The organism is Mycobacterium sp. 1245111.1 (assembly GCF_001673405.1).
GTDB lineage: Bacteria > Actinomycetota > Actinomycetes > Mycobacteriales > Mycobacteriaceae > Mycobacterium.
The window spans coordinates 25,104-38,000 of record NZ_LZLV01000145.1 but is presented as its reverse complement, the minus strand read 5'-3'; the positions used below and the strand labels follow the sequence as shown (position 1 = coordinate 38,000).

Sequence of the window (12,897 nt, the reverse complement as noted above, 5' to 3'; positions counted from 1 at the left end):
GCCCACACCTCAAACCTCCGAGGGATGCCTGGACTACCTGTTGGCCGTCAACAGCGGACGTGTAGGGATTCGAAACTGTGACGATAGTGACTGCAGTGAGCATTGGGGCCAGTGATGCGCTGGATCGGTACCCGGTTGTGACCGTGCCGCAACCACCCCCGCGACCCGTTGGAGGCGGCCGTAAGCCGGCGGAGTCGACCTGTTCCCCGCGACGGACGAAGCAGAGCCAAACAACGAAGCGGTTGAATAGCACAGGCGCGCAACCATAATCGACCGCAAAACGGCTAGGGTGCCAGCATGCCTGCCCGCAGAAGTGCCAGACTGCCATTGCGTATCGCGCTCGCGTTGGGGCTCACGCTCGTCGTCGTGTCGGCGTGCGATCACGATGCGGAGAAAGTGGGCGCCAATCCGCGTCAGGTGACCGTCGTCGGCTCCGGTCACGTGCAGGGCGTACCCGACACGCTCACCGCCGACGTCAGCATCGAGTTCCTCGCGCCGGACGTGACCGCGGCGATGAACCAGACCAACGACCGTCAGCAGGCCGTCATCGCGGCCGTGGCCGACGCGGGAATCGACCGCAAGGACATCAGCACCACCGATGTCAGCCTGCAGCCACAACACGACCCGACGGGCGAAACCATCACCGGCTATCGCGCCGCCAATTCCATCCGGATCAAGATCCACCCCGCCGACACGGCATCGCGGGTGCTTGCCCTCGTCGTCGGCACCGGTGGCTCCGCGACCCGGATCAACTCGGTCACCTACTCGATCGCCGACGATTCGCAGCTGGTCAAGGACGCCCGCTCGCGCGCCTTCCAGGACGCCAAGGACCGCGCGGCGCAATACGCCCAGCTGTCCGGGCTTGGGCTGGGCAAGATCATCTCGATTTCCGAGTCGTCCGGAGGCGCAGCTCCGCCGGCGCCACCCGTGCGGGGTGGGGCTATGCCGTCGATGGTTCCCCTCGAACCCGGTCAGCAGACCGTGAGCTTCTCGGTCACCGCGGTGTGGGAATTGCGTTAGCAGCGGTCATGAAGGTCCGTTTCCCTGACGTTGCCAAGGCACGACCGCACTACGAGAGCGTCTACTGCGCGCTCGTCCACCCCACCGAGCCGGAAGCCCTCTGGGTCCGGACCACCGTTCAGAAACGCCCCGGGAAGGACGCGACCGGCGCCCTCTGGGTCACCTGGTTCAGCCCGGCCGGAGTTCGCGCGACCAAGCTCAACGACCTCCCGGCCAGCCCGAGCGGTCACGGTCTGAGCTGCGGGCCGGCCTCCCAGGGGCCGTCGGGCACCCGTGGGTCGGTCGAGTCCGATTCGCTCTCGGCTCGATGGGATCTGGCCTTCGCTCCCCGGACCCGCGCTCTGGAACACCTGCATTCCGCGTTCCTCTACCGGGCCCCCCTTCCGCGCACCAAGGCGACGTCGCCGGTGCCCGACCTCGACTTCGAGGGAACCCTGGTCCTCGACGGCACACCCGTCGACCTGACCGGGTGGACCGGAATGCTCGGCCACAACTGGGGCACCGAGCACGCGGCGCGGTGGATTTGGTTGCGGGCATGCGGTTTCGGCGACGACGGCGCGGGCTGGCTCGATGCGGTGCTCGGCCGCGTTCGGGTCGGCCCGGCACTCGCGCCGTGGACCGCCTTCGGTGCCCTCGAACTCGACGGCACCCGCCACCGGCTCGGCGGGCTGCTGGCCCGGGGCACATCCGTCACCTTGGCCGACCACGGCGCGACCATCGGGCTCGCCGGTGCCGGCGTCTCGGTGCGCGTAAGGGCCGAGGTCTCCCTCGCGGCAACCGTCGGCTGGGAGTACTCCGACCCCGGAGGTCACCGCCACGAGGTGGTCAACAGCTCGGTCGCCGACATCTCGCTCGCCATCGACCGTGGCAAGTCACGGGATGACTTCCACCCGGTTAGGCGTGGAGTCCTCGAGGTGGGAGGCGACCGACGCGCCTTCGACGTCGCGCTGCAGCCCTTCCCGGACTGACGTTCGGTCAGTCCTGATAGATCCGCGGATCCAGAGTCCCGATGTAGGGCAGATCGCGGTAACGCTCGTCGTAGTCCAGGCCGTAGCCGACCACGAACTCGTTGGGGATGTCGAAGCCCACGTAGGTGATATCGGTGTTGGCCCGCAGCGCGTCTGGTTTGCGCAGCAGCGTGCACACCCGCAGCGAGTGCGGACGGCGGGTGGCCAGGTTACGCAACAACCACGACAGCGTCAGCCCGGAGTCGACCACGTCTTCGACGATCAACACGTCGCGGTCGTTGATGTCGCGGTCGAGGTCCTTGAGAATCCGCACCACGCCCGACGACGACGTGGACGATCCGTACGAGCTGACCGCCATGAACTCGAACTGGGTCGGCAGTGGGATCGCGCGGGCCAGATCGGTGACGAACATGACCGCGCCCTTGAGCACGGTGACCAGCAACAGGTCGCGACCGTCGACGCCGGCCCGGTCGCGGTACTCGGCGCCGATCTGAGCACCCAGCTCGGCGATGCGCGTCTGGATCTCGTCCTCGCGCAGCAGCACCGACTTGATATCCCCCGGATACAGCTCCGGCGATTCCGCTGCCACGAGCACAGCGTGCCATGCCATCGGGCCGAGAACTAGACCGGCTCCCGGTGCAGCGTCAACACCCCGCCGCGGCGGCCCGCAACCAACCGTTGATTGCGCAGGGTCGAGCCGACCGCCACCCCACCCTGGCCGCGCCAGGCGGTGACCAGCCGGTCGACGCCACGGATCTGCTTGTCGGTCAACCCGATCGCGCCACCGGCAAGCAACCAGCGACGGATGACGCCGCGCCGGACCGGGTCGGGTAGCGCCGTCAACACCGCGGTGTCGAGCCCGTCGGAGGTGCCCGCGGTACTCATCGCCTGGTCGATCAGCGAGTCGATCAGCCCGGTATCGCCGCGAAGCGCGGTCGCGGTACGCGCCAGTGCCTCGGCCACGCCCCCGCCGAGCACCTCCTCCAGCAACGGCAGCACTTCATGGCGCAGCCGGCTGCGGGTGAATCGCTGATCGGAGTTGTGCGGGTCGTGCCACGCCTGCAGGCCCAGGTCCGCGCACGCGGCATGCGTCGTCGCGCGTCGAATGCCCAGCAGCGGCCGGCACCAGGGTGGGTCGTAGGGCTGCATGCCGGCGATCGACCTCGCACCCGAGCCACGGCCCAACCCGAGCAACACCGTTTCCGCCTGATCGTCGAGGGTGTGGGCCAGCAGCACCGGCCGGTCGTGACGCGCATCGGCCAACGCGCGGTAGCGGGCGTGACGCGCCGCCGCCTCCGGACCTCCTTCGCCGCCCACCCGCACGCAAAGCACTTGCGTGTCAACGCATCCCACGTGCTCGGCTTGCCGTTGCGCGGTCGCGGCCACCGCTGCCGAGTCCGGCTGCAGACCGTGGTCGACGATCAACGCGCTGGTGGGCCGCAGCGACGCGGCAATCGCGGTGAGCGCCAACGAGTCCGGGCCTCCTGACAGCGCGACGCACCAGCGGTCGGCGCTGTCGAGATGCTCCGTCGCGAACGCCGCTACCGCTGTGCGGAGTTCGGCTACAGCACCCGATCGATCCATCGCTGCGGGTATTCGATCTCGATCGGCCGGGGCAGGGTGTCCGGATTCGTCCAGACGGCGTTGAACCGCTCCATCCCGACGCGGTCCACCACATGGTCGACGAACGCCTTGCCCCGGGTGTACTGGCTCAGTTTGGCGTCGATGCCCAGCAGGGCGCGGAGCAACCGTTGCAGCGGCGGCTGTTTGCGGTTGCGTCGCTCGTCGAAGCGGGCCCGGATGGTCGCCACCGACGGAACCGCCACGGGCCCAACGGCATCCATCACATGGTCGGCGTGACCCTCGAGCAGCGTGCCGAGCACCAGAAGCTGGTCCAACGCCTCGCGTTGCGGTTCGGACTGCACGGCGCGCAGCAGTCCGAGGATGCCGGTCGAATTCGGGTCCGACTGCGGCGAGTCGCCGCGGCCGCGGGCGAACTCGGCCAACCGGCTCAGCACCTGGGTCACGTCGTCGGGGCCGTCGGTGGTCAGCACACCGAGGGCTTGCGACATGTATCCCGACAGCCACGGGTTGGCGGTGAACTGCACCCGGTGGGTAACCTCGTGCAGACAGACCCATAGCCGAAAATCGGACGGCGCGACCCGCAATTGACGTTCCACCGCAATGACATTCGGATAGACGAGCAACAAGGTCCCGCCGTCGTTGAACGGGTCGTACTGGCCGAGAATGCCCGTCGACACGAACGCGAGGACCGCGCCGGTCTGCGCGCCGGTGATCCGTCCGCTGATTGCGCCGCGCGGCTTGTCGGTACCGCCGGTCATCGCCCGCATCGACTCGGCGGCCGCCCGGATCCACTCGGGCCGGTCGATAATGCGGGCCTCGGGCACACGAGCGTCGGTGTGCAGACCGGTGACGTCGCGCACCAGCGGTTCGGCGGATTTGGCTGCGGCAGTGAGGTTTTCGATCACCTGGCGGCGAGTGTAGTCGGTGGACGGCGGGCCCGGGCGGGCCAACCACTGCCCGACCGTCGCCGCGAATCCCCAGTCGACCGCGCGGCCGACGGTGAGGTCCGCCGCGGCGGTCATGTCACGCATCCGCATGACCATAGGGCGACGCCGAGCGCGTCGATCGCAGTCCGGCCGGACATCCCGGCGTCGTTGGAGATCAGCGCGAACGTCAGCACCCGTCCGCTGCGGTCGGTCACCACCCCGGCTAACGCGTTAACGGCGGTCAGCGAACCGGTTTTGGCGCGCAGCCAGCCGGCCGGCCCGGAACCTGCGGGCGTGCCGTCGATGAAGCGGTCGGACAGCGTGCCGCTGCCACCGGCGATCGGCAGCAGGTCCAGCAGTGGTCGAAGCTTGGGTTCGTCGGGCCCGGCGGCCGCTTGGACCACGGCGTCAAGGGTTTTCGCGGTCAGCCGGTCGTCGACGGACAACCCGCTGGAGTCGCGCAGTATCGCGTTGCTGGTGTCGATGTGCGCGGTGCCCAGTCGATTGAGCACCGCGTCGACTGCGCCGGTGAAACTCAGCGGCCGCTGCATGGACTTGGCGACCTCGCGGGCGATGCATTCGGCCATCACGTTGTCCGAGACGTTCATCATCTCGTTGAGCCGGTCGATCAGCGGGGCGGACTGGACCGCGGCCAGCTGTCGCGCGCCCGAGTCGACGGGCTGGTTGGTGACGGTCACGTGCACGGGGTCGATGCCCAGGGCGGTGGCCAGCGCGCGGCCCGCGTCGAGCGCTGGCGTCGCCGATCGTCGCGACTCATCGGTGGCCGGCTGGATCCGCCCGGCGTCAAGCATCACCGATTCGATCGGGGAGATGTCGCCGCCCTCGATGTCGGCCGGATCCCAGCCGGGCGCGAAGGACGGGCCGGTGAACAGTGAGGTGTTCACCTCGACTGCGGTCGGTGTCACGCCGCTGCGCCGGACCTGATCGGCGAGATCGCTCAGCCGCGGCGCGTGGTGATACCAGGTGGCCTGCCCGGGCGCCGCGCCCGACAGGGTCGGATCACCGCCGCCGACCAACACGACGGTTCCCGGGTCGCTGGCCGCGACCACGCGGGTGGTGACCCGCGCGTTGCGGTCGAGGGCCAGCAGCGCGGCGGCGCTGGTCAGCGTCTTGTTTGTGGACGCCGGCTGCAGCAGCAGGTCGTCGAACTGCTGCCAGAGTTCTTCGCCGGTGATCGCGTCGGTGACCCGGGCGCCCAGCTTGCCCAGGTTGGGGTCGGCTGCCGCCAGCGCCAGCGCCGCCGCCAGGGCCGGCTGGCTCGGCGTCGGGGCGTTCGCCGACACCGGCACAACGCCCGGCTTGGCCGTGACGGCCGGCGGCGGGGGTGGAACGTTCGCGCTGGTGCCGCGACCGCTGGAGGTGAGCAGCGCGGCCGCGGCCACCAGGGCGGCAACGACCGCCACCACGCCCGCTCCCACGATCAGGTGCGTAGACGTTCGCCACCGAGTGGGACGCATGACTCTCCTGACTTCTTTGCGCCTATTGTGCGTCAGGGCCGCGCGGACCGGTGCGCCGCGGGAGCCCTACGATCATCGCGAAGCGACAATTCTCTTCGCGAAGGAGCCGGACCGGTGCAATTCGACGTGACCGTCGAGATCCCCAAGGGTCAACGCAACAAATACGAGGTCGACCACGAGACGGGCCGGGTCTATCTGGACCGCTACCTCTACACGTCGATGGTCTATCCGACGGACTACGGGTTCTTCGACGACACCCTCGGCGAGGACGGCGACCCGCTGGACGCGCTGGTGTTGCTCCCCCAATCGGTGTTCCCGGGCGTGGTGGTGAAGGCGCGACCGGTCGCCATGTTCCGGATGACCGACGAGGCTGGCGGCGACGACAAGGTGCTGTGCGTGCCCGCCAAAGACCACCGCTGGGATCACATCCAGGACATCGGCGACGTCCCGCAGAACGAACTCGACGAGATCAAGCACTTCTTCACGCAATACAAGGCGCTGGAGCCGGGCAAGTTCGTCAAGGCCGCCGACTGGGTTGGCCGCGAGGAAGCCGAAGCCGAGGTGCAGCGGTCGATCGAGAGGTTCAAGAAAGAGGGTCACTGACCTTCGTTCGTTCGGCTCTGAGCGAACACCCCGCCGACCGCAGCGGTGGCATCCTGACTAGGTGGGTCCACTTCGATTCGCCGCGGAGTTCTGGTGGCTGATGTTTCCGCTCAGCGGCACGATATTCGGCACCGTGAGGGCGATCGCCGCCGCCAACGAACGACGGGCCAATCGACGGCTCGAAAAGTATCGGCTCAAGCAGCAGGCCAGGATCGCAATCGCCGAGGCATCCGGGCGAGGGCGAGTCAACCAGGACAGTCAGCGCCGCGAGCTCGTCAAACTTCTTGCCGCGCATGATCGGATCGATGCCCGCTGGCTGGACTACGAGGTCGACGTCGCCCGGCTGCTCGACTTCCCGTTGATGACCGACATGCGCAATCCGCTGACCGTCGCTTTTCACAAGTCCAAGCAGCGGGCCGACCTGTTGCGGCCGGAACGGCCCGACGACTTGCTCCACGATCGCGGCGCGCAGCTCGAATACCGCGAGGCCGTGCACGAGTATGTCAGCGCGTTCGAGGTCGCCGAAACCGAAGCGATTCGCCGCCGCCGCAGCGATTTCTCCGACGACGACCAAGAGCGACTGGCCCGGGCGCAAAACCTGCTGCGGCTGGCTCAGGACGAAGCCGCGTCACCGCAGGAGCGCCAGAACGCGTACGCCCGCGCGGGGCACGAACTCGACGGGTTGATCGCCTTGCCGGCCGTTGCACGGGCCGGCATCGAGCAACGCATCGCCGCGCAGATCGAGGCCTAGCCGCTGTCGCGCGTGGCGTAGATGCTGGCGACCGTCGCGACGACAAGGGTCGCCGCAATCACTCCGAGGCTGACCAGCGTCGGTATCTCCGGAACGTCAATGTGCTTGCCGCCGTTGATGAATGGCAGGTCGTTGTCATGCAGCGCGTGTAGGATCAGCTTGACGCCGATGAACACCAGGATCACCGCGAGCCCCTTGGACAGGTAGACCAGCCGCTGTAACAGACCCTCGACGATGAAGTAGAGCTGCCGCAGACCCATCAGCGCAAACACGTTGGCGGCCATCACCAAATACGCTTCGGACGTCAACCCGTAGATCGCCGGAATGGAGTCCAGCGCGAACACCAGGTCGGTGGCGCCGAGCGCGATGACGACCAGAGCCATCGGCGTGATCGAGTGCCGCCCACCGTCTTTCACGACGAGCCTGCGGCCATGCCAGTCGTCGGTGACACTCAAGTGATTACGCGCGAACCGGACCAACGCGTTCTCGCTGTCGGCGTTGTGGGTATCGCCGCGCGCTAATCGGGCCGCGGTGTAGACCAGGAACGCGCCGAAGACGTAGAACACCCACGTGAATCGCTGAATAGCGGCCGCGCCCAACGCAATAAAGACGCCCCGGAAGATCAGCGCGATCACGATGCCGACGAACAGTGCCTCGCGCTGATAGATCCTGGGCACCCCGAAACTCGACATGATGATCACGAAGATGAACAGATTGTCGACCGAGAGGCTGTACTCGGTGAGCCAGCCGGCGAAGAACTGGATGCCGTACTGATGACCGTGAAAGAACCACGTCCAGAGCCCGAAACACACGGCAAGCCCGATGTAGGCCGACAACGCTAGTGCGGAGCGGCGCATCGTCGGTTCGCCGGTCCGGCGCGCCATCACGAACACGTCGAACAGCAACACCACGATCGTCACCGCGAGGGTGAAGATCCACTCCAGCAGGTGGACGTGCACGGGCATACCTCCGGTCGTTGACAACCAGAGGTCTCTTCCACCACCGCGAGTGCGACGGCCCGCGGGCCGGTCACCCGATGGTGGGCGACGTGATGACGACTGCGCGGCCGAGGAATACTCCCCTCCGCCAGCAGTCTGTCAGGTCGGGCCAGTCGCGGCATGCGCAGGTCGGTGAAGGCTGTGAGTATTTTCGAACGGTGACCGAAGTGGGCGGCACCGCAGGCGTCGGGGCCTTCGCCAGCCCGATCGCCCGCAGCAGCGTGGCCCGTGTCGGGGTGGCGACCGCGGTGACCGCGGTATGCGGGTACGCGGTGGTGTACCTGGCCGCCCGCGACCTGGCGCCCGCCGGCTTCTCTGTCTTCGCGGTGTTTTGGGGAGCGTTCGGGCTGGTCACCGGGGCGGCCAACGGCCTGCTGCAAGAAGCCACCCGCGAAGTTCGCGCCGCCGGCTACGTCGAGGCGTTGCCGGGCCCCCGCACCCATCCGCTGCGGGTGGCCGCCCTGGTGGGGATCGGCGCCGCCGTCGTGGTTGCCGTGAGTTCGCCGCTGTGGAGCGGCCGCGTCTTCGCGCAGGGCCAATGGCTTTCGGTGGGCTTGCTCAGCGTCGGGCTGGCGGGATTTTGCCTGCATGCGACCCTGCTGGGCATGCTGGCCGGCACCAACCGCTGGACCCAGTACGGGGCCTTGATGGTCACCGATGCCGTCATCCGGGTGGCCGTCGCGACCGCCACGGTGGTGGTCGGCTGGGCATTGGCCGGCTTCCTGTGGGCCACCGTCGCGGGCGCGGTGGCGTGGCTGATCATGATCGTGGCTTCGCCAACGAGCCGGGCGGCCGCCCGGCTGCTGACGCCGGGCAGCACCGCGACGTTTCTGCGCGGGGCGGCGCATTCGATCACCGCGGCCGGAGCCAGCGCGATTCTGGTGATGGGGTTCCCGGTGCTGCTGAAGGTCACCTCCAGCGAGCTCGGCGCCCAGGGCGGGGTGGTAATCCTGGCCGTGACACTGACCCGCGCGCCGCTACTAGTACCTCTGACCGCGATGCAGGGCAACCTGATCGCGCACTTCGTCGACGAGCGCACCGCCCGGCTGCGGGCGCTCGTCGCGCCCGCAGCGCTGGTCGGCGCCGTCGGTCTGGTCGGGGTGCTCGCGGCGGGAGCGCTGGGCCCGTGGCTGCTGCGGGCCGGCTTCGGCCCCGACTACCAAGCAACGGGTGCCCTGCTGGCATGGCTGACCGCGGCCGCCGCGGCCATCGCCATGCTGACGTTGACCGGGGCCGCTACCGTCGCGGCCGCCCTGCACCGCTCCTATGCCCTGGGCTGGGTGTGTGCGACGGCCGCGGCGGCGCTGCTCCTGCTGCTGCCGCTACCGCTGGCCACCCGCACCATCGTCGCCTTGCTGTGCGGTCCGTTGGTCGGCATCGGCGTACACCTGGTCGCGCTTGCACGTGCGGGCCGCTGATCTGCGTGTACCTTGTGGGCTTGACATGCCCAGTGAAACGCGTGACGTCTGGATCGTGGTGCCCGCCTACAACGAAGCGGGCGTCATCGGCGACGTGATCGGCCAGCTGCGTTCGGTATTCGCGAACGTGGTGTGTGTGGACGACGGCAGCGCCGACGACACCGGCGACATCGCGCTGCGGGCGGGGGCGCATCTGGTGCGACACCCGGTGAACCTCGGCCAGGGCGCGGCCATCCAGACCGGTGTCGAGTACGCCCGCAGCCGCCCCGGTGCACGGACCTTCGCAACGTTCGACGCCGACGGTCAGCATCGCGTCAGCGATGTGCTCGCGATGATCGACCTCTTGCACTCCGATTCCGCCGACATCGTCATCGGCACCCGATTCGGCCCGGGTGTCAGCCGGCCACCGCTGGTGAAACGCGTTGTGCTGCAGACCGCCGCGGCGCTGAGCCCGCGCGGCCGCCGGCTGGGCCTCACCGACACCAACAACGGCCTGCGGGTATTCAACAAGACCGTCGCCGACCGGCTGGACATCACCATGAACGGGATGAGCCATGCCACCGAATTCATCATGCTGATCGACGAAAACCGTTGGCGGGTGGCCGAACAGCCGGTTGAGGTGCTCTACACAGAATACTCATCGGCAAAAGGGCAACCTCTGCTCAACGGCGTCAATATTATCGTCGACGGGTTCCTGCGAGGAAGGATGCCGCGATGAACTGGATTCAGGGCCTGCTGATCGCGTCGATCTTCGCTCTGGTGATCTACCTGGTGCGATCCCGTCGCAGCGCTCAGACGCAGGCGTGGGTCAAGGTCGGTTTCGTGTTGTTCGTCCTGGCCGGCGTGTACGCGGTGCTGCGTCCGAACGACACTACGGTGGTGGCACATTGGCTCGGTGTCGCCCGCGGTACCGACCTGATGCTGTACGCGTTGATCATCGCGTTCAGCTTCAGCACGGTGAGCACCTATCTGCGGTTCAAGGACCTCGAATTGCGTTACGCGCGACTGGCTCGCGCGATTGCACTCGACGGCGCCCAGACGCCGGACTCACACTAGACGCCCCACCCGAAAGGTGCTGTGATGCAACCTGTCTCGATCGCCTTGATGGTCGCCGCCGGCCTGCTGGCCACCTCTCCGGTGGCCGCCGCGACCAGCCAGACCGATCTGGCCGATTGGCTTTCGAAGGCCGCGGTGCCTATCGAAGCGATCCATAAGGCCGAGAACGATGCGTACGCGATTATCGCCAGGCCCGGACACATCGACGACGCCAAGCTGAAGACCAGTTGCGACCAGCTCCACAACGCCAACGAGGCCTTACGTAACGTAATGCCTACTCCTAACCCGCAATTGACGGCGGAGGTCCAGCAGGCCATCGACCACTTCGACAGCGCGACGGAATCCTGCAGCGAGTACTTCTTCGAGGCGGACAGCGACGCCAAGCTCAACGATTTCTGGTCACATTCGCGGGACGCGGAGCAACATCTGTCCAGCGCAGACACCGTCCTGATCGCACTGGTGCCGGCGAAATGACGCGTGCCCAGAGCGCTACCGCCGAACGCAGTGGAGGTACTCCGTTGAACCGTGTCCTGCGCGCCGTCGGCGTCATCGCCAGTGTCGCCGTTCTGGTGCTGGCGTGCTCGAAGCCTTCTCCGCCACCGCATGTGACCGGTCCGATCCTGCCGCCGCCCAACCCGTCGGAGGTGGCCGACAAGCCCGTCGAAAACGGGTTCTCGGGACTGGTCCCCGACGCTCCCCCGCCGACCCGGAAGGTGACCGACGGTGACGGCGGCGAGATCGACAATTTGGCCGCGATGGCCGTGGCCGACATCGAACATTTCTGGGCCGACGCCTACACCGCGCCGCTGAAAGGCAAGTTCGCCCCTGTCAACGATTTGTTCTCGTATGACTCCAGATACAAAAACGGCAAGTTCTGCGGGTCAGACACGCACGGCGTGCCCAACGCTTTTTATTGCCCCGCCGACCGGACCAACTGCCCGGACGACCGGCCCAGTCCCCCCGCCGACTGCACGAGTTCGCAGAACACCATCGGTTGGGATCGCGGGGTGCTGCTGCCCGATCAGCGCAGCACCGGAGGCGATATGGGCGTCGTCGTCGTCCTCGCGCACGAGTACGGTCACGCGGTGCAGCGGATGGCAGGTCTGGAGATCAAAGACCCGGCCTCGCAAACCGTGGGCGAACAGCAGGCCGACTGTTATGCCGGTGTCTACATGCGCTGGGTTGCCGACGGCAAGTCCAAGCGATTCAAGTTAAGCACCGGGGACGGCTTGACCAAGCTGCTGTCGGTGATGATCGGCATCAGCGATTCGCTTGTCACATCAGCGGTTTCGGAAAGGTTGAAGAGACGTCAGGTACACGGCTCGGCGTTCGAGCGGGTGACGGCCTTCCAGTTCGGTTTCGACGACGGGGTGTCGGCGTGCGCAGCGATCGATCAAGACGAGATCAAGCAGCGGCGCGGGAATCTACCCAAGGAGTTCGTCGAGCAAGGCCAGACCGGTGAGTACCTGATCAGTCAGGAGTCGGCGAAGACGTTGATCGAGGTGATGGGCAAGCTCTTCCCCCTCGCGAAGCCCCCACAGCTGAGTTTCGATCCGGCCTTTTGCCCCGAAGCGCGGCCGAACCCGACGGCGTCGTACTGCCCGTCGACCAACACCGTCGCCGTCGACATGCCCCAGCTGATATTGATGGGCACGAGTCTGGCCCGCGGCGCTCCCTTCCAGGGGACAGGTCCGCTATTCGGTGACTACACCGCGTTTTCGGTGCTGGCGTCGCGGTACATGCTCGCGGTGCAGAGCCAGCGCGGCGGTCTTCCCCTGGACAACACCAACACCGGGTTGCGCACCGCGTGCCTCACTGGAGTGTTCACCTCGAAATTCGCCAAGCCGGTGACGATCTCGAATGGGGCAAGCATTGCGCTGAGCGGTGGCGATCTCGACGAGGCGGTATCGGGCCTTCTGACCAACGGTCAGGTCGCCGGCGACGTGAACGGCCAGTCGGCGGCGTCGGTTTTCGCGCGGGTGGATGCCTTCCGCACCGGCGTCTTGAGTGACGAGGACACCTGCTTCAAGCGCTGGACGTGATTGGCCGCGACACGTAACCAGTTGCGACGACTCGTTTACACCCGACGCAGTGG

General features: G+C 67.3%; 14 protein-coding genes. 9 read left to right on the top strand and 5 right to left on the bottom strand.

Annotation, left to right across the window (positions count from 1 at the left end):
- Positions 1–297: 297 nt before the first annotated feature.
- Both A5658_RS23455 and A5658_RS23450 read left to right on the top strand, forming a co-directional pair.
- Positions 298–1,020, top strand: a complete 723-nt coding sequence (locus tag A5658_RS23455) for an SIMPL domain-containing protein (protein ID WP_067340863.1) — start codon at positions 298–300, stop codon at positions 1,018–1,020.
- Between the two features lie 8 nt (positions 1,021–1,028).
- Positions 1,029–1,988, top strand: a complete 960-nt coding sequence (locus tag A5658_RS23450; protein ID WP_067340861.1) for a hypothetical protein — start codon at positions 1,029–1,031, stop codon at positions 1,986–1,988.
- Between the two features lie 7 nt (positions 1,989–1,995).
- Here A5658_RS23450 and hpt read toward each other — a convergent pair whose 3' ends face one another.
- From hpt to dacB, 4 genes are read right to left on the bottom strand one after another with little or no spacing between them, the layout of a single operon-like run.
- Entirely contained in the window at positions 1,996–2,598 is a 603-nt protein-coding gene (hpt, locus tag A5658_RS23445) for a hypoxanthine phosphoribosyltransferase (protein WP_067340858.1), read from the bottom strand.
- Positions 2,599–2,609: 11 nt separating this feature from the next.
- Positions 2,610–3,572: a tRNA lysidine(34) synthetase TilS gene (gene tilS / locus A5658_RS23440; protein WP_067340855.1), complete on the bottom strand. Its 963-nt coding sequence runs from the start codon at positions 3,570–3,572 to the stop codon at positions 2,610–2,612.
- Positions 3,551–4,594 carry a zinc-dependent metalloprotease gene (locus tag A5658_RS23435; protein ID WP_067340999.1) on the bottom strand — a complete coding sequence of 348 codons (1,044 nt, stop codon included), beginning with the start codon at positions 4,592–4,594 and terminating at the stop codon, positions 3,551–3,553. Before A5658_RS23435 ends, tilS begins: the two co-directional genes overlap by 22 nt.
- On the bottom strand, positions 4,591–5,976 hold the full coding sequence (gene dacB / locus A5658_RS23430; RefSeq protein ID WP_156751620.1) for a D-alanyl-D-alanine carboxypeptidase/D-alanyl-D-alanine-endopeptidase: 1,386 nt from the start codon (positions 5,974–5,976) through the stop codon (positions 4,591–4,593). The genes A5658_RS23435 and dacB overlap by 4 nt, the downstream gene beginning before the upstream one ends.
- 114 nt (positions 5,977–6,090) lie before the next feature.
- On the opposite strand from dacB, the gene A5658_RS23425 reads away from it, so the two are divergent.
- On the top strand, positions 6,091–6,579 hold the full coding sequence (locus A5658_RS23425; protein ID WP_067340852.1) for an inorganic diphosphatase: 489 nt from the start codon (positions 6,091–6,093) through the stop codon (positions 6,577–6,579).
- 100 nt (positions 6,580–6,679) lie between these two features.
- Entirely contained in the window at positions 6,680–7,330 is a 651-nt protein-coding gene (locus tag A5658_RS23420; protein WP_067340998.1) for a hypothetical protein, read from the top strand.
- Here A5658_RS23420 and A5658_RS23415 read toward each other — a convergent pair.
- Positions 7,327–8,289 (bottom strand): TerC family protein, encoded by a 963-nt coding sequence (locus A5658_RS23415; protein ID WP_067340995.1) that lies wholly within the window; start codon positions 8,287–8,289, stop codon positions 7,327–7,329. The genes A5658_RS23420 and A5658_RS23415 overlap by 4 nt on opposite strands.
- Before the next feature lie 197 nt (positions 8,290–8,486).
- Between A5658_RS23415 and A5658_RS23410 the strand changes: the two genes are divergently transcribed.
- Genes A5658_RS23410 through A5658_RS23390 form a run of 5 tightly spaced genes read left to right on the top strand, consistent with a single transcriptional unit; the run spans position 8,487 to position 12,844 of the window.
- Positions 8,487–9,746: a hypothetical protein gene (locus tag A5658_RS23410; RefSeq protein ID WP_067340850.1), complete on the top strand. Its 1,260-nt coding sequence runs from the start codon at positions 8,487–8,489 to the stop codon at positions 9,744–9,746.
- Between the two features lie 25 nt (positions 9,747–9,771).
- The gene (locus tag A5658_RS23405; protein WP_067340848.1) at positions 9,772–10,464 is read left to right on the top strand and encodes a glycosyltransferase family 2 protein; all 693 of its coding nucleotides are present in this window, start codon (positions 9,772–9,774) and stop codon (positions 10,462–10,464) included.
- Positions 10,461–10,802, top strand: a complete 342-nt coding sequence (locus A5658_RS23400; RefSeq protein WP_067340846.1) for a DUF2304 domain-containing protein — start codon at positions 10,461–10,463, stop codon at positions 10,800–10,802. Before A5658_RS23405 ends, A5658_RS23400 begins: the two co-directional genes overlap by 4 nt.
- 24 nt (positions 10,803–10,826) lie before the next feature.
- Complete coding sequence (locus A5658_RS23395; RefSeq protein WP_156751619.1) at positions 10,827–11,276, top strand: hypothetical protein; 450 nt, start codon at positions 10,827–10,829, stop codon at positions 11,274–11,276.
- A 44-nt stretch (positions 11,277–11,320) separates the two neighbouring features.
- Positions 11,321–12,844: a neutral zinc metallopeptidase gene (locus A5658_RS23390; RefSeq protein ID WP_067340841.1), complete on the top strand. Its 1,524-nt coding sequence runs from the start codon at positions 11,321–11,323 to the stop codon at positions 12,842–12,844.
- Positions 12,845–12,897: the final 53 nt, after the last annotated feature.